Below are 21,431 nucleotides of genomic sequence, written 5' to 3'. Positions count from 1 at the left end.
GAAATCCTCTGAATGACCGTGCGAAAAATGGCTGCTGTGGCGAAGAGTCTAGCTTTCAGGAGCGCAAGGTGCGCGCATGCTTGAGCTTTCAGGCAACTGACAGGGATTTTGGTTCATCGGTGCGCCGGTCCTGCCCGAGGGCGGAATTTTCATTACACTTCGGATCAGAACTATCGGAATCCTCGCTGGCCCAACAAGTGCATCAAGGATCACGGCCTTTCATCAAGCAACGCAGGTTTCCCTCATGACCGTCAGCACTCCGCTCTCCGGCGTCAACCAGGCTTTCAAGGGCATCGTGCTTATTCTGGTCGCAACGTTCCTGTTCTCCAGTCACGACGCGTTGTCCAAATATCTCTCGGGTTTTTATCCGATCATCATGGTGGTCTGGGCCCGTTACGTGGTGCACACGTTGTTGATGGCGGGCATTTTCCTGCCGCGCTCTGGGCTGCGGGTGCTGCGGACCAAGCGTCCGTTGTGGCAACTGGCCCGGGCGTTGTGCCTGTTGGGCACCAGTCTGTTTTTCACCACGGCGCTGATGTACATCCCCTTGGCCGAGGCGACCGCGGTCAACTTCCTCGCCCCCGTGCTGGTCACCGCGCTGTCAGTGCCGTTGCTGGGCGAACACGTGACGCGCGGTCAGTGGATCGCGGTGATCTTCGGTTTCATCGGCGTGCTGATCATTGTCCATCCGGGTGGTGATCTGTTCACGCCGGCGGTGCTGTTGCCGTTCTGTTCGGCGCTGTTTTTCTGCTTCTACCAATTGCTCACGCGCAAGCTCAGTGAGATCGACAGCCCGACCACCAGCAACTTTTTTGCAGGACTGTGCAATACCCTGGTGATGAGCGCGCTGGTGCCGTTCTTCTGGCAAGTGCCCAGCGTGACCCACGGCTTGATGATGCTCGCATTGGGTGCCTGCGGGATGACCGCGCACCTGATGCTGACCCAGGCCTTCCGCTTCGCCGCCCCGGCGTTGCTGGCGCCATTCGGGTATTGCCAGATTATCTTCGCGGGGCTGCTCGGCTGGCTGTTGTTCAGCCATACGCCGACGCTGACCACGGTGGTGGGTATCGTCCTGATCTGCTTGAGTGGATTGGCAGCGGCGTGGCAGCAGCGACGCAAGTGACGGGCTGTACACACCCTTGATGGCTTGAATCCTGGTGGCCAGCACAACCCTTCCTCTGGTTACACAGGCCTCTCGTGGCGAGGGAGCTTGCTCCCGCCGGGCTGCGAAGCGGCCCTCGCTTTTTTGCGATTGCTGCGCAATCGAGCGGGAGCAAGCTCCCTCGCCACGGGTAAATCGCTGTCCGTTAGTTCACGGTCAGTTTTCCAGGGTCGGAACCTTGCGCGGCGCCATGAAGTACATCCAGATCAGCGCAATGAAATACATCGCCGGAATCAGGGTGAACAGCACCGTGTAGTTGTTATTGGTGACGGTCAGGATGTGCCCCACCAACTGGGTCATGAACATCCCGCCGACGGCGGCGCACATGCCGCCGAAGCCGAACACCGTGCTCATCATGTGCTTGGGCGTGTAATCCATCACCAGGCTCCAGATATTTGCCGTCCAGGCCTGGTGCGCGCCGATGGCCAGGGAAATGGCAAACACCGCCACCCACAGGCTGCTGGAGCCGGCGGCCATGATCACCCCAACGATGCAGCAGGCGAACAGCAGCATGGAGACCAGTCGCGCCTTGATCGGGTTGACCCCGCGACCGATCAGGAACGAGGACAGGATCCCGCCGCCGACGCTGCCGAAGTCGGCGGTCAAGTAGATGATGATCAGCGGGATGCCCATCTGGGTCACGTTGATGCCCAGGTTGTATTGCTGGTTGAGAAACGGCGGCAGCCAGTAGAGGTAGAACCAGAACACCGGCGCGGTAATCGAGTAGGCCAGGGCGAAGGCCCAGGTGCCGCGCATGCGCAGGATACGGGAGAACGGTACGCGGACCTGGTCCGGTTCTTCCTGGGCCTGGATGTAGTCCAGTTCCGACTGTTTGACGCTGGGGTGATCTTCCGGGTTGAAATATTTCAGGCCCCAGAACAGCAACCAAATCCCGCCCAGCGCGGCCATGCACAGGAACGCGGCCTGCCAGCCCCACACGTGCAGGACCAGCGGCAGCAGCATCGGCGTGAACATCGCGCCAACGTTGGTGCCGGCATTGAAGATGCCGGTGGCCACGGCCCGTTCGCCGGCCGGGAACCACAGCCGCGTGGTCTTGACGCAGGCCGGGTAATTGGCGGCTTCGGTCAGGCCGAGGATGAAGCGGCAGACCATGAAGCCCACCGCCGAAGTGGCCAGGCCATGGGCGCCGGTTGCCAGGCTCCAGAGCAGCACGGCGCAGAAGAACACACGCTTGACGCCGATCCGGTCGATCAGGCGACCTTGCAGCAGGAAGCCGACCGCATAACCGACCTGGAACCAGAAGTTGATATTGGCGTAGTCCATCGCCGTCCAGCTCATCTCCTTGGCCAGGATCGGCTGCATGACCCCCAGGGCGGCGCGGTCTATGTAGTTCAGGGTGGTGGCGAAAAACACCAGGGCAAGCATGCCCCAACGGGTCTTGCCCACGGCCATGGCGCCACGGATCTTGTCGCCGATGCCGTCTTGGGCGGCACTCAGGCCGGGGGCCAGGCGGGAACTCTGGGAAGGAATCATAAGGTGCACCCGTTCTTGAAATTCTTATGGTGTGGTCTGGGTCTGCATTGAGGCTCGCGCCGCAACCCGGCGTCAATGTGGGGTCGATGGTGCGCAGTGGACAAAAAATCGTCAATTCGCTGATCGGGCATTGTGTTCGATAATCGCCCAAAAAACTAACCGGATGGTACATATTAAATTGCCCAAAAAAACCGACCGCTCAATAATCGGCTGACTCTTTCAAAAAGCGGCGCACCTTGTGTAGCCGATGCCTGTCCCGGGAGCCGAAGTCATGCAGCGTTCCATTGCCACTGTTTCCTTGAGCGGTACCCTGCCGGAAAAACTCGAAGCGATTGCCGCCGCTGGTTTCGACGGCGTGGAAATTTTCGAGAACGACCTCCTGTATTACGACGGCAGCCCTCGGGAAATCAGGCAGATGTGCGCCGACCTGGGTATCGCCATCACCTTGTTCCAGCCATTTCGGGATTTCGAAGGCTGCCGCCGGGATCGTCTGGCACGCAACCTTGACCGCGCCGAGCGCAAATTCGACCTGATGCAGGAGCTGGGCACTGATCTGGTGCTGGTGTGCAGCAATGCCTCGGCCGACAGTGTCGGCGACGAGCAGGTCCTGATTGATGACCTCAGGCTGCTGGCCGAGCGTGCCGGTGCGCGGGGCCTGCGCATCGGCTATGAAGCGTTGGCCTGGGGCCGCCACGTGAATACTTATCAACAGGTCTGGAACATCGTGCGCCAGGCCGATCACCCCAGCCTGGGCGTGCTGCTCGACAGCTTCCACACCTTGTCCCTCAAGGGCGACCCGAGCGCCATCGCCGAGATTCCCGGGGAGAAGATTTTTTTCGTGCAGATGGCCGACGCACCGATCCTGGCGATGGACGTCCTGGAGTGGAGCCGGCATTTCCGCTGTTTCCCGGGCCAGGGCGAATTCGACCTGCCGGGTTTCCTCGCGCCGATCATCCAGAGCGGCTACACCGGGCCGCTGTCGCTGGAGATCTTCAACGACGGGTTTCGCGCCGCGCCGCCCAGGGCCAACGCCGCCGACGGTTTGCGTTCGCTGCTGTACCTGGAAGAGAAAACCCGTGAGCGCCTGGCCGCGCAAGCGCCTGCCCAGAACAGCGATATCCTCTTCGCGACAGCGCCGGCCAGCGAATACAACGGCGTTGAATTCCTGGAGTTCGCCGTGGATGACAACCTCGGCGCCAAGCTTTCCCACTGGCTGGAGCGGCTGGGGTTCGTCAAGGCCGGCCAGCATCGCTCCAAGAACGTCAGCCTGTTGCGCCAGGGCGATATCAACCTGATCCTCAATTGCGAGCCGTATTCCTTCGCCCACAGCTTTTTTGAAGCCCACGGTCCATCGTTGTGCGCCACCGCCGTGCGGGTCAAGGACAGCGCCAGCGCTCTCAAGCGGGCGGTGGCCTACAAGGGCCAGCCTTATCGTGGCCTGGTCGGGCCCAACGAGCTGGAGCTGGCGGCGGTGCGAGCGCCGGATGGCAGCCTGATCTACTTGGTGGACCAGGACGCCGATGTCTATGGCACCGATTTCAACTTGCAGCCCGGTGCGGTCATCGGCGCCGGGCTCAAGCGCATCGACCACATGGCGATGGCGCTGCCGGCCGACAGCCTCGACAGTTGGGTGCTGTTCTACAAGAGCCTGCTGGATTTCGAAGCTGACGATGAAGTGGTGTTGCCCGACCCCTATGGCCTGGTGAAAAGCCGTGCGTTGCGCAGCCGTTGCAGTTCGATTCGTTTGCCGCTGAACATTTCCGAGAACCGCAACACCGCGATCTCACACGCGCTGTCGAGTTATCGCGGTTCCGGCGTGCACCATATCGCCTTTGACTGCGACGCTATCTTCGCCCAGGTCAGCCGTGCGAAGGAGGCCGGGGTGCCGTTGCTGGACATTCCGCTCAATTACTACGATGACCTGGCGGCACGTTTCGATTTCGACGATGAGTTTCTCAGCGAGCTGGCCTATTTCAACGTGTTGTACGACCGTGACGCCCAAGGCGGCGAGTTGTTTCACGTCTATACCGAACCGTTCGAAGGGCGGTTTTTCTTCGAAATCATCCAGCGCAAGAACGGTTATGCCGGCTACGGCGCGGCCAACGTCGCGGTGCGGCTGGCGGCCATGGCCAAGTCCCGCAGCGGCGGCTTGCGGCACGCCAAGTTGTAGGGAAATCGTAAGCGCGGCGGTAAAGGGCAACGCCGTGGCTTCCTTCACTGTGCGGTGCGGCCCATAATCGCGAACCTGTGCAGTGATGGCCGTGAGCCCGTAATGACTATGAATCCAGAGCTTTCCGCAGCCCTCGACGAACCTGTCGCCGCGCCGCGCAAGAGTCGCAAGAACAACCCGGAAAAGACCCGGGAAAATATTCTTCAGGAAGCCATCGTCGAGTTCGTCCAGCAGGGCCTGGCCGGCGCGCGGGTCGACGCCATCGCCGAGCGCATCCACACCTCCAAGCGGATGATCTATTACTACTTCGGCAGCAAGGAGCAGCTGTACGTCGAGGTGCTGGAAAAACTCTACGGCGATATCCGCACTACCGAAAGCCGCCTGCACCTGGCGGAGCTGGCGCCGGTCGACGCAATCCGGCGCCTGGTGGAATTCACTTTCGACCACCATGACCGCAATGTGGACTTCGTGCGTATCGTCTGCATCGAGAACATCCACAACGCCGAATACGTGAAGCAGTCTGGCGCGATCAAGGCGATGACCAACACCATCCTCGATTCCCTCGGTGTGATATTGCGCCGAGGCGCCGAGGAGGGCGTATTCCGCGCCGGCCTCGAGCCGCTGGATGTGCACCTGCTGATCAGTTCGTTCTGCTTCTACCGGGTGTCCAACCGCCAGACGTTCGGTGAGATCTTTCAGATCGATCTGTCGGACGAAGCGGTCAAGCAGCGCCATCGGCAGATGGTCTGTGAATCGGTGTTGCGGTACTTGCAGGCCTGACACCGAACCTTATGTGGAAGCTAGCCTGTGTGGGAGCGAGCTTGCTCGCGATAGCGGCCGATCAGCCAGCACCAGTGGTGACTGGAACACCGCCATCGCGAGCAAGCTCGCTCCCACAAGGTAAGCAGGGATTGTGATCAGGCTTCAGTGATCCATGCGCTGAAAATGCGCCAGCATCCGCCCCGCATCGGGCGCCACGCCGCTGAACAGTTCGAACGCCTTCACCGCCTGGAACACCGCCATGGTGCCGCCATCCAGCGTGCGGCAGCCGAGGGCGCGGGCGTTGCGCAGCAGTTCGGTTTCCAACGGGAAATAGACGATTTCCGCGACCCACAGATCGCCTCGCAACAGCTCCACCGGTACTGGCATGCCCGGCAGTTTCGCCATGCCCATGGGCGTGGTGTTCACCAGCCCGTCGGCCTCGGCCATGGCGGTGGGCAGGTCATGCCCGGCGCGAGCACGGCCGGTGCCGAACTGTTGGTTCAGGTTATTCGCCAGCGCCTCGGCACGGCTGGTCTCGACATCAAAGATGCTCAGCGTCTCCACGCCTTCGGCGAGTAGCGCGTGGGCAACGGCGGCCCCGGCACCCCCTGCGCCCATCTGGACGACATGGCGACGGGTAACATCGCCCAGGCCACGCCGAAAGCCCTCGGCGAAGCCGAGGCAGTCGGTGTTGTGGCCGATGCGTTTGCCGTTCTTGAGCACCACGGTATTTACCGCACCGATGCCACGCGCTTCGGGCGACAACTCGTCCAGCAGCGGGATGATCGCCTGTTTACAGGGAAACGTGATATTCAGCCCGGTAAAACTCATGCGTTCGGCAGCCACCAGCAAATCGGCCAGGGCGTCGCTGTCGAGTTTCAGCGCATCGAGATCAATCAGCCGATACAGGTAACGCATGCCTTGGGCATCGCCTTCGTGTTCGTGGAGCGCCGGCGTGCGAGAGGCCTGGATGCCCGCGCCGATCAGGCCGGCCAGTACAGTGACGTTGGACATATTCATCAACCCTTCAACCGCTGACTGAAATGTTCCAGGGCCAGGCGATAACCATGGCTGCCGAACCCGCACATCACGCCGATGGCGACTGACGAGACAAAGGAGTGGTGACGAAAGGTTTCGCGGGCGTGGACGTTGGACAGGTGGACTTCGATCACCGGGACTTCACTGGCCACCAGCGCGTCGCGGATCGCAACCGAAGTGTGGGTCCAGGCCGCCGGGTTGATGATGATCCCGGCACACCGGCCACGGGCGCCGTGGATCCAGTCAAGCAATTCGCCTTCCTGGTTGGTCTGGCGGAACTCCACGGCCAGGCCGAACTCCTCGGCGGCACGGCCGCACAGCGCGGAAATATCAGCCAGGGTTTCGTGGCCATAGGTGGCCGGCTCGCGTGTGCCGAGCAGGTTCAGGTTCGGGCCGTTGAGCACCAGAACGATCGGAGGCATCGCAATTTCTCCACATTTTTATTGTTGGTGTGGGCTGTAGTTCAGCCTGTGGGGATAAATTGTACTAGATGGTTAATTTGGTCAAATAAAGCAGCGGTCATCGGGCAATAACTGTTCGATGATCGAACATTGCCGTTATAAGGAGAGGGCAGTTGTGGCGAGGGAGCTTGCTCCCGCTGGGCTGCGCAGCAGCCCCAGGTTTTTGCAGTTGCTGTGCAACCGAGCGGGAGCAAGCTCCCTCGCCACGACGGTTTGCGTAGGTCAACGCCGAGTCAACAACACCCCGGATTCCATGTGATGAGTCCACGGAAACTGATCGAACAACGCGCAGCGCGTGATGCGGTGGGTGTCGCTCAACTGCGCGATGTTCGCGGCGAGGGTTTCCGGGTTGCAGGAGATGTAGAGGATGTTGTCGAAGCGTCGGGTCAGTTCGCAGGTGTCCGGGTCCATGCCGGCGCGAGGTGGGTCGACGAAGACGCTGCCGAATTCGTAGCTTTTCAGGTCGATACCCTGCAAGCGGCGGAATGGGCGGACTTCGTTCAAGGCTTCGGTCAGTTCCTCGGCGGAAAGCCGTACCAACGTGACGTTATCCACAGCGTTTTCGCTGAGGTTGCTCAGCGCGGCGCTGACCGATGTCTTGCTGATTTCAGTGGCGAGCACTTTGCGTACGCGGGTGGCCAGGGGCAACGTGAAGTTGCCGTTGCCGCAGTAAAGCTCCAGCAGATCGTCGCTGCGATCGCCCAAGGCTTCATAAGCCCAGTTAAGCATCTTCTGGTTTACCGTGCCGTTGGGCTGGGTGAAGGCGCCTTCGGGCTGGCGATAGCTGAAGGCACGGCCGCCCACCTCAAGTTTTTCCACCACGTAATCGTGGCCGATCACTTCCCGTTTGCCTTTGGAGCGCCCGATGATACTGACGCCAAGGTCGGTCGCGAGTTGCGACGCCGCGGCGTGCCAGTGTTCATCCAGCGGGCGGTGATAACACAGGGTGATCATCGCGTCGCCGGCCAGGGTGGTCAGGAACTCCACCTGGAACAGCTTGTGGCTCAAGGGCGCACTGGCCTGCCAGGCGGCCTTGAGCTGCGGCATCAATTGGTTGATGCGCAGGCTGGCGATGGGGAACTCCTCGATCAGAATCGGCGTGCGCTTGTCGTCCTGGGAGAACATCGCATAGTGGCGTTCGCCAGCTTCGCGCCACAGGCGGAATTCGGCGCGCAGGCGGAAGTTCTGCAAGGGCGAGTCGAATACCTCGGGCTCGGGTGCATTGAACGGAGCCAGCAAGTCACGCAAGCGCGTGACCTTGTCCTGCAACTGGGCGGCGTAGGCCTGGGAATCAAAAGTCATGCGTTGAACCAACCCAACTTGATAACGAACAGGATCGACAGGATGACCAGCGCCGGGTTCAGCTCACGGCCACGGCCCGACACCAGTTTGATGGCGGTCCAGGCGATGAAGCCGAAGGCGATGCCATTGGCGATGGAGTAGGTGAACGGCATTGCCAGCGCCGTGATCACCACCGGGGCGGCGACGGTGATGTCGTCCCAGTCGATCTCGGCCAGGCCGGAGGTCATCAACACGGCTACAAACAACAGGGCCGGCGCGGTGGCGAAGGCCGGGACGCTGGCGGCCAGCGGCGAGAAGAACAGCGCCAGCAGGAACAGGATCGCCACGACGATGGCGGTCAGGCCGGTGCGTCCGCCAGCGCTGACGCCTGCCGCCGACTCGATGTAGCTGGTGGTCGTCGAGGTGCCCAGCAGCGAACCAGCCATGGCGGCCGTGCTGTCGGCGATCAGCGCGCGGCCCATCTTCGGCATGTGGCCGTCCTTGCCCATCAGCCCGGCGCGCTTGGCGACGCCGATCAAGGTGCCGGAGTTGTCGAACAGGTCGACGAAGAGGAAGGCGAAGATCACGCTCACCAGGCCGATGTCCAGGGCGCCCTTGATGTCCAGCTGCAAAAACGTCGGGGCCAGGGAGGGCGGCGCGGAAATGATCCCGCCAAACGGCGTGAAGCCCATCACGATCGAGACGACGGTGACCGCCAGGATGCCGATCAGCACGGCGCCGCGCACTTTCAGTGCTTCGAGGGCGACGATCAGGACGAAGCCCAGGGTCGCCAGGATCGGCGCCGGTTGTTTCAGGTCGCCCAGACCGACCATGGTCGCCGGGTTTTTCACCACGATGCCAGCGTTATTCAAGGCGATCAGCGCCAGGAACAGGCCGATACCGGCGGCGATGGCCGAGCGCAGTGGCAGCGGGATGCTGTTGATGATCCATTCGCGAATACGAAAGATCGACAGCAGGAAAAACAATACGGCTGAAACGAATACCGCACCCAGCGCCACTTGCCAGGTGTGGCCCATGTGCAAGACCACGGTATAGGTGAAGAAGGCGTTCAGGCCCATGCCCGGTGCGAGGGCGATCGGGTAGTTGGCGATCAGGCCCATGACCGTCGAACCGATGGCCGCCGCCAGGCAGGTGGCGACGAAGACGGCGCCCTTGTCCATGCCGGTTTCGCCGAGAATGCTCGGGTTGACGAACAGAATGTAGGCCATGGCCAGGAAGGTCGTGACGCCCGCCAGGATCTCGGTCCGCACGTTGGTGTTGTGTGCCTTGAGTTGAAACAGCCTTTCCAGCATGTCTGCTCCCCGTGGCGCGCGCGGCGCCGTGAATGTATCGACCTCAACAGCAAAGCACACTGCGCCAGGGGCGCCCGGGATTTTCTGCGGGTCGGAAAAAGCCGCGCATCATAGCAGCGCGGCGATGAGGCTGCGATCCTCGGTGTGCGTCGCAAAGTGTGCAGACGCAAAAGTTGGGCCATACTGCGCGCGATTCCGGGGAGGTCGGTATGTATCGCATGAAAAAATTCGCATGGACCTGCGCGTTGAACCTGGCGCTGCTCGAACCGGCGGCGCACGCCGCCTCCGCGCCGCCGCTGAGCGAGGTCAAGGTGCTCAAGGTCGAATCGCCGACCTGTGGTTTCGAGGATGTCGCGGCGGGGCAGACGCAGACCCGTTGCGATCATAGCGGGCCGAATATCAAGGTCTACGTGCTGGAGGTCGGTTATGGCCGCCAGCCTCATGTCACGCTGGACGGCTTCGAAGTCGACGGCACCCGCTCGCCGGTGTGTGCGTTCAGCAATGGCAATCTCAACGACTGTTCGACAAGCACCAAGGTGGTCGGTTACCTGTACATCTTCGATCTGAAGGGCAAGCAGGAAGGCACTTTCAGCTTCAGTAATGTGTCGATCAACGCGCCGGGGAACCGGATGGCGACCGAGCTCTACATCAAATGACCACGTCACGGGCGACCTTCACCTGACACGGCCCGGCAAAGCTGGCTAGTCTTGAGGGAATCACCCAGCGGAGAGCGCCCATGATTCCTGGAACCAAGATCCCCCGAGCCCTGATTGCCGTGGCTGAAGGCGTCGACGATTTGCAGACGGTGACGCTGATCGATGTGTTGCGTCGTGCGCAGCTCGAAGTGGTGGTGGCGAGTATCGAGGGCCGACGCATGCTCACCTGTGCACGCGGCACGCGCCTGACCGCCGACGGCATGCTGGTGGACATGCTGGTCCAGGATTTCGACCTGATCGTCCTGCCGGGCGGCATCATTGGCGCGCAGCATCTGGCCGCCCACCAGCCGTTGCAGCAGTTGGTCAGGGACCAGGCTGCCGCCGGGCGATTTTTTGCCGCCATCGCCGAAGCGCCAGCGCTGGTACTCCAGGCGTTCGGCGTGCTACGCCAGCGCCGCATGACGTGCCTGCCCGCCGTGAGCCAGCAGCTGTCCGGATGCAGCTTCGTCGACCAGCCGGTGGTGGTGGATGGCAACTGCATCACCGCCCAAGGCTCGGCCGCCGCCCTGATATTTGCCCTGACGCTGGTGGAGCAACTCGCCGGCAAGGGTGTGAGAGGCGTGGTGGCGGCGGAGTTGCTGGCCTGATCTTTCCTTTAATCGAGAGTAGCCCTGTGGCGAGGGAGCTTGCTCCCGCTCGGCTGCGCAGCGGCCGCTGGCGTTTCGTCGCCCAATTGCCTTGAACGCTCACCCCACCTCGAAGTCGTACCCCTTATGACGGCGGTTTCCTAAAACGCCGCGAGTACGACCAACCGTGAGGTGTTCCATGAGCGCGACCTTGTCCGAAGCGACGCAGGCGTCCTTCGTCCGTCATCCGATACGTCTGACACTCAATGGCGCCGTGCGTGAGCTGCAGGTGCTGCCCTGGACCACGCTGCTGGACCTGCTGCGCGAGCAACTGGACCTGGTAGGCAGCAAAAAAGGCTGCGATCACGGCCAATGCGGCGCCTGCACGGTGTTGCGTGATGGCAAGCGTATCAACGCCTGCCTGACCCTGGCGGTGATGTGCGACGGCGCCGAGTTGACCACCGTCGAGGGCTTGGCCAATGGCGATGAGCTGCACCCCATGCAGCGGGCGTTCATCAAGCATGACGCGTTCCAGTGCGGCTACTGCACGCCGGGGCAGATCTGTTCGGCGGTAGGGCTGGCCAACGAGGGCCGGGCGCAGACCAGCGCCGAAATCAGCGAACTGATGAGCGGCAACCTCTGCCGATGCGGCGCCTACAACAATATTCGCGACGCCATCGAGGAAGCGCTTCCGCTATGCCAGCCAACGGAGGGCGAGCGATGAATCCCTTCAGCTACAGCAAGCCCGACACCGTGCAGGCGGCCGTCGAATTGTCCAGTGCGAACTCGCGCTTCATCGCTGGCGGCACCAACCTGCTGGACCTGATGAAGGAAAATCTCAGCCGCCCCCAGCACTTGATCGATATCACCGGACTGCCTTTGACGGACCTCAGCGAGACCCCGTCGGGCGGGGTGATGATTGGCGCATTGGTGAGTAATGCCGATCTGGCCTGGCATCCGTGGATTCAACGGCGCTATCCGCTGCTCGCCCAAGCCATCCTGGCGGGTGCCTCGCCGCAGTTGCGCAATATGGCCAGCACCGGCGGCAACCTGCTGCAACGCACGCGCTGCTATTACTTTTATGACGCCTCCGTGCCCTGCAACAAGCGGCGCCCAGGCAGCGGTTGCCCGGCCCGAAGCGGCCTGAACCGGATCCACGCGATTTTCGGCGCCAGTGATCAGTGTGTGGCGACTCATCCGTCGGACATGTGCGTGGCCCTGGCGGCGCTTGAGGCGGTTGTTCATGTGCTGGGACGGGGCGGCGCGCGGACCATCGAATTCGCTGATTTTCACCGTCTGCCCGGTGACGCACCGGATCGGGACAACCAATTGGCCGATGACGAGCTGATCACCTACATCGAGTTGCCCCCAGCGGGTTTTGCTGAACATAGCCACTACCTGAAGATCCGTGACCGGGCCTCCTACGCCTTTGCGCTGGTTTCGGTGGCGGCGGCGCTGGAGCTTGATGGGCCGGTGATTCGCCAGGCTCGGCTGGCCCTCGGCGGTGTAGCCCACAAACCGTGGCGCGACAAGGCCGTGGAAAACTGGCTGGTCGGCCAACCCGTCAGTCGCGAAACCTTTACGGCGGCTGCCGATGCGTTAATGCAGAACGCCGAGCCGCTGGAGCACAACGGCTTCAAAGTCAAACTGGCACGCCGGGCAATTATCCGCGCCTTGAGCGATGCCGCGCTGGTGGGGGGAACCACCCGATGAATGCATTGAGCAAAACCATAGGCAAGCCGCTTGACCGGACCGATGGCCTGCTCAAGGTCACCGGTCGGGCCCGATACGCCGGGGAGTACCCCGAAGATGGCCTGCTGCACGGCAGCGTCGTCTCCAGCGGTATTGCCCGTGGCCGGGTCGTGCGCATCGATGCTTCCCGAGCCTTGGCGCTGCCGGGCGTCGTCGCGGTGATCGACCATACCAACCGCCCGAAGATCGCCAGTTACGACGAGCCCTACCAGGATGCCGATGCCGCGGAGGGTTCGCCGTTCCGGCCGTTGTTCAACGACCAGGTCCTCTACAGCGGCCAGCCGCTCGCCCTGGTGGTTGCGGAAAATCTCGAGTTGGCGCGTTATGCCGGCTCGCTCGTTGAGATCGACTACGAGACTCAGGACCATCAGACCGATCTGACGATCTTGCAAAACGAAGCGCATCCGGCACCGGCCGAATTGCCCAAGCCCCGCGGAAATTTTCAGGGGGAGTACGCCAGCTCGGCACTCAGCGTTGATGTGTCCTACAGCACGCCGATCGAACATCACAACCCGATGGAGCCCCACGCTTCGACCGTTCTGTACCAACCCGACGGCAGCTTGCACATTCACGACAAAACCCAGGGCACTCAGAATTGCCAGGCCTACGTGCAAGAGGTGTTCGGGCTGGAAAAAGAACAGGTGCGGGTGTTTGCCGCCTACGTTGGCGGCGCTTTCGGTTCCGGGCTGCGCCCGCAGTACCAGTTGCCGTTGGCGGTAATGGCCGCGCTGACGCTCAAGCGCTCGGTGCGGGTCAGCCTGACCCGTCAGCAAATGTTTACCTTCGGCTACCGGCCCCGGACCTTCCAGCGCGTGCAACTGGGAGCTGCGGCCAACGGACGTTTGCTCGCGGTGGCCCATAGCGCCGTAGGCCAGACGTCGCGCTTCGAGGACTTCACCGAGCATGTGGTGGAGTGGAGCGGCATGCTCTATCACTGCGATAACGTCGAATTGAGCTACAAGCTGGTGCCCCTGGACGTCTACACGCCGCTGGACATGCGTGCCCCCGGCGCCGCCCTTGGACTGATCGGTCTGGAGTGCGCCATGGACGAGTTGGCCTGCGCCCTGGCCATCGACCCGGTCCAGCTGCGCTTGATCAACTATGCCGAACGTAACGAGAACGAAGGCAAGCCGTATTCGAGCAAGGAGTTGCGCGAATGTTACGCCCAGGGAGCCGACCGTTTCGGTTGGAGCAAGCGCAATCCGGAGCCGCGCAGCATGCGCGCAGGGCGGCAACTGGTAGGTTGGGGCATGGCCGGCGGTGTCTGGGAGGCCATGCAGCAGAAGGCCAGCGCCCGAGCGTCGCTGGATCCCAACGGCAAGCTGACCGTCAGCAGCGCGACCACTGACATCGGCACCGGCACCTATACCGTCATGACCCAGATTGCTGCCGAGACGTCAGGCGTTTCCTTGGAGAATGTCACCTTTGTGCTTGGCGATTCGTCGCTGCCGACCGCACCGCTGCAGGGCGGTTCGTTTACCGTCTCGTCAGTCGGCACCGCAGTGCAGCAAGCCTGTGAGGCGCTGCGGGAAAAACTGCTCGCCGTGGCTCGGCAAACTTGTCCGGCCTTCAGCGGCGCAACCCTTGAGCAAGTCACGTTTGTCGACGGTGAACTGCGCATGGGGGAGGCCAGTGTCACCCTGGCGCAGCTCGCTCGGAACAGCGGCGAGACGCCGTTGCAGGCACAAGTCACGGCCCAGCCGGATGAGAAACGCCAGGCCTATGCCACTGCTACGCACTCGGCGGTGTTCGTCGAGGTGCTGGTCGACGAAGACCTGGGCACGGTGAAGGTCAACCGCGTGGTCAGCGCCATCGCGGCCGGGCGGGTAATCAACCCGAAAACCGCCCGCAGCCAGATTCTCGGTGGCGTGGTCTGGGGCGTTGGCATGGCCTTGCACGAAGAGACCCTGACCGATCACGCCCTGGGCCGTCACATGAACCACAATCTGGCCGAATACCACGTGCCCGTTAACGCCGACATTGGCGACATCGACGTGGTGTTTGTCGATGAACAGGACGACATCGTCAACGCCCTCGGGTCCAAGGGCGTCGGTGAAATCGGCATTGTCGGCGTGGCCGCGGCGGTGGCGAATGCGATCTACCATGCCACGGGCAAACGGGTCCGGAATTTCCCGATCACGGTGGATAAGTTGCTCTAGGCTTTTGCTTCGTCCACCGGTTCGTGCATGCGGTCGCGGTTGGCCAGGGTCGGGAACAGTTTGATCCAGGCCCCGGTCACCAGCAGCGTGCCGACGCCGCCCATGACCACCGCCGGCACCGTGCCGAACCAGTGGGCGGTCAGGCCGGACTCGAATTCACCCAACTGGTTCGAGGCGCCGATGAACAGGCCGTTCACGGCGCTGACCCGGCCACGCATTTCATCCGGCGTTTCCAATTGCACGAAAGAGGCGCGGATGACCATGCTGATCATGTCCGCCGCGCCCAGCACCACTAGCACCGCCAAGGAAAACCAGAACGAAGTGGAGAGGCCGAAGGCAATCGTGGCGACGCCGAACACGCCCACCGCCGTGAACATCACCCGGCCGACCTTGCGCTCGACGGCAAATCGCGCCAGCCACAACGACATCAGCAAGGCGCCCACCGCCGGTGCCGAGCGCAACAGGCCCAGGCCCCAGGGGCCGGTGAGCAGGATGTCCTTGGCGAATACCGGCAGCAACGCCGTCGCGCCCCCCAGCAATACCGCGAACAGGTCCAGGGAAATCGCCCCGAGAATATCCTGCCGGCTGCGGATGAAGCGGATGCCCGCCAGCAGCGAATCCAGGGTCGCCTTGCCTTTGTTCAACGGCGTCTGCCGCGCGGGCAGGTTGAGCATCAGGCCGCAGGCGATGAGGTAGAGCAGCACGGTCGGTCCGTAGACCCAGACGCTGCCGAAGGCGTACAGCAAACCGCCCAGCGCGGGTGCGACGATGGTCGCCGATTGCTGTGCCGACTGCGCAGCGGCCACGGCGCGGGGAAACAGCGCGGAAGGCACGATGCTCGGCAGCAGCGCCTGGGTCGTCGGCATTTCGAAGGATCGGGCCGCGCCCAGCAGGAACGCCAGGATGAAGATCATCTCGCGCGTAACATTATCGGTGGCGCTGCCGATCACCAGCGCCGCGGCAATCGCCGCCTGCAAGGATTGGCAGATGGCCGCGACCTTGCGCCGGTCATACCGATCGGCGACATGCCCGGTGTGCAGCATGAACAGCACCCGCGGTGCGAACTCGACCAGCCCTACGAGACCCAGGTCCAAGACGTTGCCGGTCAGTTGATAGAGGTTCCAGCCAATGGCCACGGTGAGCATCTGGAAGCCGCTCGCCGTAAAGATCCGGGCCAGCCAGAAGGCGATGAAAGGTCGGTGGTGACGGAGCAGCAAGGGCGCTTGGCTGGGCATCTATGACGGGTCCGGTGACGTGAAGAGCGAGATTATCACCGACATGTAACTGGAAGTTGCGGCGGCTGGAAAAATAGTTAGCCAGACATCAATTCAAAATTGATGCGGGCTATTGTGGCGAGGGGGCTTGCTCCCGCTGGGCTGCGCAGCGGCCCTCGATTTTGACGGTCGCTACGCAACCGAGCGGGAGCAAGCTCCCTCGCCACGGGGGCCGTGCAGGTTCGGGAAATCCAGACTTGGAACAGGATGACAGCACTGAGACAACCTGCCACGCGACAAAAGACCACGCCGTCCATCGGCAAATATGGGTCTACTCTTTGAGCATTGCTTGATCCAGATCAATGCCTGCCAAGGCGTTGCGCTGGGGCCACCCGGCCAGAATCCTGCGTTGTGACGGTTCTAAAAAAGAACGATTTGAAAAACATCGCACTCCATATCCCCAGGGAGCTGTGATGCAAGCCCCGCCCGCAGCCGGTTTTACCTGACAGAGGAAGACTTATGTTCGGTTTGGAGGCGCTCGATCTCGCCCGAATCCAGTTCGCATTCACCATCTCGTTCCACATCCTGTTCCCGGCCATCACCATTGGCCTGGCGAGTTACCTGGCGGTGCTCGAAGGGCTGTGGCTGAAGACGCGTGACGACACCTACCGCGACCTGTACCACTTCTGGTCGAAGATATTTGCCGTCAACTTCGGCATGGGCGTGGTGTCCGGGCTGGTCATGGCCTATCAGTTCGGCACCAACTGGAGCCGCTTTTCGGACTTCGCCGGTGCGGTCACCGGGCCATTGCTGACCTATGAGGTGCTCACGGCATTCTTCCTGGAGGCGGGTTTCCTCGGGGTAATGTTGTTCGGCTGGAACCGCGTCGGCAGGGGACTGCATTTTTTCTCCACGGTCATGGTGGCGATCGGCACCCTGATCTCGACTTTCTGGATTCTTTCCTCCAACAGCTGGATGCAGACTCCGCAGGGCTACGAAATCATCGATGGCCGCGTCATTCCGGTGGACTGGCTGGCGGTGGTGTTCAACCCCTCGTTCCCTTACCGCCTGTTGCACATGTCGGTTGCGGCATTTGTTGCCACGGCGTTCTTCGTCGGGTCGTCGGCAGCCTGGCATTTGCTCCGTGGTCGCGACAATCCGGCCATTCGCCGGATGCTGTCCATGGCGATGTGGATGGCCCTGCTGGTGGCACCGGTGCAAGCGGTCATTGGCGACTTCCACGGGCTCAACACGCTCAAGCATCAGCCGGCAAAAATCGCCGCGATCGAGGGGCATTGGGAAAACGTCGGCGACGAGCCCACGCCCCTGATTCTGTTCGGCTGGCCGGACATGGAAGCCGAGGAAACCAGATTTGCCGTGGAGATCCCTTACCTGGGCAGCCTGATCCTGACGCACTCGCTGACCGATCAAGTGCCGGCCCTGAAGGAGTTTCCGCCGGAGGACCGGCCGAATTCGACCATCGTGTTCTGGTCGTTCCGGGTCATGGTGGGCCTGGGGCTGCTGATGATTTTCACCGGCCTGTGCAGCCTCTGGCTGCGGCGTGGTGAACGGCTCTACCAATCCCGGCCGTTTTTGCACCTGGTGCTGTGGATGGGACCGTCGGGCTTGATTGCGATTCTCGCGGGCTGGTTCACCACTGAAATCGGCCGCCAACCCTGGGTGGTCTACGGTCTGATGCGCACGGCGGATGCCTCCTCTGGCCACAGCTTTGCACAAATGAGCTTTACCCTGATCATGTTCGTGGTGGTGTATTTCGCGCTGTTCGGTGCGGGCCTGAGCTACATGCTGCGCCTGGTGCGCAAGGGCCCAGTGGCTCACGAAGCCGAGCCGAGCGATGGCGGTCCGGGCCAGAAACGCACCCCGGCCCGTCCATTGTCGGCCGCCAACGAAGGCGACGACGAAGTGGACCACAACGACAGCTCGCACAAGGGGAATTGAGTCATGGGTATTGATCTTCCGCTGATCTGGGCCGTGGTCATCATCTTCGGCATCATGATGTACGTGATCATGGACGGCTTCGACCTGGGGATCGGCATTCTTTTCCCCTTCGTCAAGGGCGAACGCGACCGCGACGTGATGATGAATACCGTCGCGCCAGTCTGGGACGGTAACGAAACCTGGCTGGTGCTGGGCGGCGCCGGGCTGTTCGGGGCGTTTCCGCTGGCCTATTCGGTGGTGCTCTCGGCGCTGTACCTGCCGTTGATCCTGATGCTTGTCGGCCTGATCTTCCGGGGCGTGGCATTCGAGTTCCGCTTCAAGGCCAAGGCCGAGAAGCGGCATTTGTGGGACAAGGCGTTCATCGGTGGTTCGCTGACGGCGACCTTTTTCCAGGGCGTGGCGCTGGGGGCATTCATCGACGGTTTCGAGGTGGTCAATCGCCAGTTTGCCGGCGGCTCCCTGGATTGGTTCACGCCGTTTACGGTGTTCTGCGGCCTGGCGTTGATCGCCGCCTACGCTTTGCTCGGCTGTACCTGGCTGATCATGAAAACCGAAGGCAAGCTGCAAGAGCAGATGCACGACCTGGCCAGACCACTGGCATTCGTGGTGCTCGCCGTGATCGGCATCGTCAGCATCTGGACGCCGCTGGCTCACGCCGACATCGCGGCACGCTGGTTCACCCTGCCGAACCTGTTCTGGTTCCTGCCGGTGCCGATCCTGGTGCTCGTCACCATGTACGGCTTGTTCCGCGCCGTGGCCCGCAACGCCAACTACACGCCGTTCATCCTGACGCTGGTGTTGATCTTTCTTGGCTACAGTGGCCTCGGCATCAGCTTGTGGCCCAACATCGTGCCGCCATCCATTTCGATCTGGGACGCCGCGTCACCGCCCCAGAGCCAGGGCTTCATGCTGGTCGGCACGCTGTTCATCATTCCGTTGATCCTGGTGTACACCTTCTGGAGTTACTACGTGTTCCGCGGCAAGGTCACCCATGACGATGGCTACCATTGACCGACCTGCGAGGTGCCGAGAATGGCCAAGCCTGACTTGAAAGACATCGAAGCCGCTGAGAAAAAACCATTATGGCAGCGGCTCGGCTGGCTGGTGATGATCTGGGCCGGGAGTGTGCTGGCGCTGTTTATCGTCGCCAGCCTGATGCGGATGTTCATGAACGCCGCCGGGCTGACGACTCATTGAGCGGACCGCACTGAATGCCAGGGCTACTTGCGGGCCTTGAGAATCACGAATTTTGGCGTGGCGGCGACCTGCTCGACTCCCCGGAACAGCCGAGCCAGCTTGCTGTGGTAGCCGAGGTGCCGGTTGCCGACGATGTACAGCGCGCCGCCAACCACCAACGCCTCGCGGGCTTGCTGGAACATCCGCCAGGCGAGGAAATCGCCGACCACTTGCTGCTGATGGAAGGGTGGGTTGCACAGCACCACATCCAAAGATTGCGGCGCTTGTCCGGCGAGTCCATCGCCGGCCCGCAGGGTCACCTCACGCTCGCCCAGGGCCGCTCGCCAGTTTTCAGCGGCTGATTGGACCGCCATGTACGACTCATCCACCAACGTGTACTGGGCCTGCGGGTTGTGCAGGGCGCTGGCGATAGCCAGCACGCCATTGCCACACCCCAGGTCCGCCACCCGCGCCGCGCCGAGGTTCTTTGGCAGGTGTGGCAAAAAGGCGCGCGTGCCGATATCCAGCCCTTCGCGACAGAATACGTTGGCGTGATTGATTAACTCGATTTTCGGCTCATCCAGCCAATAGCGAGTGGGGTAGGGAGAGGCGGTGGTGGTCCTGGTTTGTGGCGTGGCAATCAACAGGCGAGCCTTCTTCACCGCCAACGAGGCCTGTACCGGGCCGATATAGCGCTCCAGCAGATCGCCAGCGGCCCGTGGCAGATGCTTGACCATCGCGGCGGCTATGACCTGAGCGCCTGGAGCCAGTTGCTCTTGCAGCCGGATCAATTGCTCTTCCAGCAGGGCCAGGGCCTTGGGTACTTTGATCAGGACACGGTCGAACAGCCCTGTCAGCGGTTCGCTGGCGGGCACGATCGGTACCGCATCGAAGGGCAAACCGTTGCGCGCCAGGTTTTTCTCCAATGCCTGTAGGGCAAGGAACGAGTCGCCGCTGCTGGTGACCTTGACCTTGCCGGCCAAGCTCGCCGCCAGGGCCCCGAAGCCGTCATTGAGTACCAGAACCCGGGTATCCGCTCCCGGCTGCTGTTCGGCCAGGTACGCAAGCAGATATTCATCGGCTGCGTCGAATGCCTGCAGCGGTTCGTTCTGCTGTTCGGGTTGGCGGATCAGGTCGAGTTGGGCGAAGGGACTGTCTAGCAAGGGCATGGCGGGGACTCTGGCAAATCAACGAATGTCCCGCTGCCTGGGGGCAGGTGTCTCAACGGGACCGCCTGAATGAACTGCGTTGCGTGCCTGGCACGTCATCATTCAAGTGGAACCGTAAATGGTACGTTTTTTTGCCGGGTAATACTCGTGGGTTTTTCAGCGGGCTGTTCTGCCTTGCTGATCAGATCACATGGATATGGGCCGCCTTGGCAACCGCCGAGATTTTGTTGGTCACGTTCAGTTTCCGCATGCAGCTATTGACATGGAAATTCACGGTGCGCTCGGAAAGACAGAGGATCCTGCCGACTTCCGATGCCGTCTTGCCTTCGGCGGACCATCTCAATACTTCAATTTCCCTTGGCGACAAATGGACTGTCTGTGACGAAGGCTCGGCGTCGGACATTCGCCGGCCCGCCAGCGCATGCAACCGTTGGCTGGTGAAAATGGCATAGCCCAGGTTGCCATAAAGCTCCTCCGGGTCGATGGGGCGTTGCATCCTGGCGAGACTGAACAGGCTGTAATAGGTGCCCCGTTCCTCATGGACGGCTTGGGTCCAGCCATGGCTGAGCCCTTGGTGTTCCAGTTCTTGCCATAACTCGGGAGCCTCGCAAAAAACATCTTCACTCCAAAGAATTGGCAATGATGAATGATTGCAGTGTGCCAGTATTGGGTCGTTCGCGGCATAACCGTTTTGTTTGTACAGCTTGTTCCATCCGTAAGGGTAGTTGTTGATATTGATCTGATGCCTGTGTCTGTCCGTAAAAGTCGGGTATGCAGCGAAGGCGCAGTATTCAAATCCCTGATAATTAAAGAAGTTTTGTACGAGGCGATAGGCTTTTTGCAAATCCTGTTCGCACGATAATTTTCGCAATTGCAAATCTTTCCATGTATCCATGGCGTTCTCCTGAGTGTCGTGGATCCCATTGAAGCTGCGAAAAATTAGTGTAGGAGATTTCCTCAATGTTAGGTATTTTTTTGTCGATGTTAGTTGTTTATGGACTGGGTCGAGTTTTTACGATGTTTTTCGATACGCTGTTTA

General features: G+C 61.6%; 19 protein-coding genes. 11 read left to right on the top strand and 8 right to left on the bottom strand.

Going from position 1 to position 21,431, the window contains the following annotated elements; genetic code table 11:
- Positions 1-244 precede the first annotated feature (244 nt).
- Entirely contained in the window at positions 245-1,123 is an 879-nt protein-coding gene (locus J3P91_RS23665) for a DMT family transporter (RefSeq protein ID WP_434571664.1), read from the top strand.
- A gap of 195 nt (positions 1,124-1,318) precedes the next feature.
- On the opposite strand, the gene J3P91_RS23660 is transcribed toward J3P91_RS23665, so the two are convergent.
- On the bottom strand, positions 1,319-2,656 hold the full coding sequence (locus tag J3P91_RS23660) for an MFS transporter (RefSeq protein WP_434601894.1): 1,338 nt from the start codon (positions 2,654-2,656) through the stop codon (positions 1,319-1,321).
- Positions 2,657-2,927: 271 nt separating this feature from the next.
- Between J3P91_RS23660 and quiC the strand changes: the two genes are divergently transcribed.
- Positions 2,928-4,826, top strand: a complete 1,899-nt coding sequence (gene quiC / locus J3P91_RS23655) for a 3-dehydroshikimate dehydratase QuiC (protein ID WP_434601893.1) — start codon at positions 2,928-2,930, stop codon at positions 4,824-4,826.
- Between the two features lie 102 nt (positions 4,827-4,928).
- Complete coding sequence (locus tag J3P91_RS23650) at positions 4,929-5,606, top strand: TetR/AcrR family transcriptional regulator (RefSeq protein WP_320389482.1); 678 nt, start codon at positions 4,929-4,931, stop codon at positions 5,604-5,606.
- A 144-nt stretch (positions 5,607-5,750) separates the two neighbouring features.
- Here the strand turns inward: J3P91_RS23650 and J3P91_RS23645 are convergent, their stop codons facing one another.
- From J3P91_RS23645 to J3P91_RS23630, 4 genes are all read right to left on the bottom strand, one after another.
- Positions 5,751-6,602 carry a shikimate dehydrogenase gene (locus J3P91_RS23645; RefSeq protein WP_434601892.1) on the bottom strand — a complete coding sequence of 284 codons (852 nt, stop codon included), beginning with the start codon at positions 6,600-6,602 and terminating at the stop codon, positions 5,751-5,753.
- 5 nt (positions 6,603-6,607) lie between these two features.
- A complete protein-coding gene (gene aroQ / locus J3P91_RS23640; protein ID WP_305498655.1) occupies positions 6,608-7,048 on the bottom strand; it encodes a type II 3-dehydroquinate dehydratase in 441 nt (146 codons plus the stop codon).
- A 261-nt stretch (positions 7,049-7,309) separates the two neighbouring features.
- A complete protein-coding gene (gene trmA, locus J3P91_RS23635) occupies positions 7,310-8,389 on the bottom strand; it encodes a tRNA (uridine(54)-C5)-methyltransferase TrmA (RefSeq protein ID WP_434601891.1) in 1,080 nt (359 codons plus the stop codon).
- On the bottom strand, positions 8,386-9,681 hold the full coding sequence (locus tag J3P91_RS23630; RefSeq protein WP_305498657.1) for an NCS2 family permease: 1,296 nt from the start codon (positions 9,679-9,681) through the stop codon (positions 8,386-8,388). The genes trmA and J3P91_RS23630 overlap by 4 nt, the downstream gene beginning before the upstream one ends.
- 218 nt (positions 9,682-9,899) lie before the next feature.
- On the opposite strand from J3P91_RS23630, the gene J3P91_RS23625 reads away from it, so the two are divergent.
- The 5 genes from J3P91_RS23625 to J3P91_RS23605 all read left to right on the top strand — a co-directional run bounded on the left by J3P91_RS23625 (position 9,900) and on the right by J3P91_RS23605 (position 14,874).
- Positions 9,900-10,337: a DUF4879 domain-containing protein gene (locus J3P91_RS23625; RefSeq protein WP_434601890.1), complete on the top strand. Its 438-nt coding sequence runs from the start codon at positions 9,900-9,902 to the stop codon at positions 10,335-10,337.
- 80 nt (positions 10,338-10,417) lie between these two features.
- Positions 10,418-10,984: a DJ-1 family glyoxalase III gene (locus J3P91_RS23620; protein ID WP_434601889.1), complete on the top strand. Its 567-nt coding sequence runs from the start codon at positions 10,418-10,420 to the stop codon at positions 10,982-10,984.
- A 178-nt stretch (positions 10,985-11,162) separates the two neighbouring features.
- Complete coding sequence (locus J3P91_RS23615; RefSeq protein WP_434571674.1) at positions 11,163-11,687, top strand: (2Fe-2S)-binding protein; 525 nt, start codon at positions 11,163-11,165, stop codon at positions 11,685-11,687.
- On the top strand, positions 11,684-12,676 hold the full coding sequence (locus J3P91_RS23610) for an FAD binding domain-containing protein (RefSeq protein ID WP_434601888.1): 993 nt from the start codon (positions 11,684-11,686) through the stop codon (positions 12,674-12,676). Before J3P91_RS23615 ends, J3P91_RS23610 begins: the two co-directional genes overlap by 4 nt.
- Complete coding sequence (locus J3P91_RS23605; protein WP_434601887.1) at positions 12,673-14,874, top strand: xanthine dehydrogenase family protein molybdopterin-binding subunit; 2,202 nt, start codon at positions 12,673-12,675, stop codon at positions 14,872-14,874. The genes J3P91_RS23610 and J3P91_RS23605 overlap by 4 nt, the downstream gene beginning before the upstream one ends.
- Here J3P91_RS23605 and J3P91_RS23600 read toward each other — a convergent pair.
- Complete coding sequence (locus J3P91_RS23600; protein ID WP_434571679.1) at positions 14,871-16,109, bottom strand: MFS transporter; 1,239 nt, start codon at positions 16,107-16,109, stop codon at positions 14,871-14,873. The genes J3P91_RS23605 and J3P91_RS23600 overlap by 4 nt on opposite strands.
- Positions 16,110-16,607: 498 nt before the next feature.
- Between J3P91_RS23600 and J3P91_RS23595 the strand changes: the two genes are divergently transcribed.
- From J3P91_RS23595 to J3P91_RS23585, 3 genes are read left to right on the top strand one after another with little or no spacing between them, the layout of a single operon-like run.
- Complete coding sequence (locus J3P91_RS23595; RefSeq protein WP_434601886.1) at positions 16,608-18,047, top strand: cytochrome ubiquinol oxidase subunit I; 1,440 nt, start codon at positions 16,608-16,610, stop codon at positions 18,045-18,047.
- A gap of 3 nt (positions 18,048-18,050) precedes the next feature.
- Complete coding sequence (cydB, locus tag J3P91_RS23590) at positions 18,051-19,058, top strand: cytochrome d ubiquinol oxidase subunit II (RefSeq protein WP_434571683.1); 1,008 nt, start codon at positions 18,051-18,053, stop codon at positions 19,056-19,058.
- Positions 19,059-19,079: 21 nt separating this feature from the next.
- Positions 19,080-19,244, top strand: a complete 165-nt coding sequence (locus J3P91_RS23585) for a DUF2474 domain-containing protein (RefSeq protein ID WP_305498675.1) — start codon at positions 19,080-19,082, stop codon at positions 19,242-19,244.
- A 23-nt stretch (positions 19,245-19,267) separates the two neighbouring features.
- Here J3P91_RS23585 and J3P91_RS23580 read toward each other — a convergent pair whose 3' ends face one another.
- Entirely contained in the window at positions 19,268-20,392 is a 1,125-nt protein-coding gene (locus tag J3P91_RS23580) for a methyltransferase (protein ID WP_434571685.1), read from the bottom strand.
- A gap of 181 nt (positions 20,393-20,573) precedes the next feature.
- Positions 20,574-21,287 carry an autoinducer binding domain-containing protein gene (locus J3P91_RS23575; RefSeq protein ID WP_434601885.1) on the bottom strand — a complete coding sequence of 238 codons (714 nt, stop codon included), beginning with the start codon at positions 21,285-21,287 and terminating at the stop codon, positions 20,574-20,576.
- Between the last annotated feature and the right edge of the window lie 144 nt (positions 21,288-21,431).

Source organism: Pseudomonas sp. Z4-7 (genome assembly GCF_051131965.1).
In the GTDB taxonomy this organism is placed as follows: domain Bacteria; phylum Pseudomonadota; class Gammaproteobacteria; order Pseudomonadales; family Pseudomonadaceae; genus Aquipseudomonas.
The sequence above is the reverse complement of the archived record's forward strand: the minus strand, read 5'-3'. Positions and strand labels throughout refer to the sequence as shown.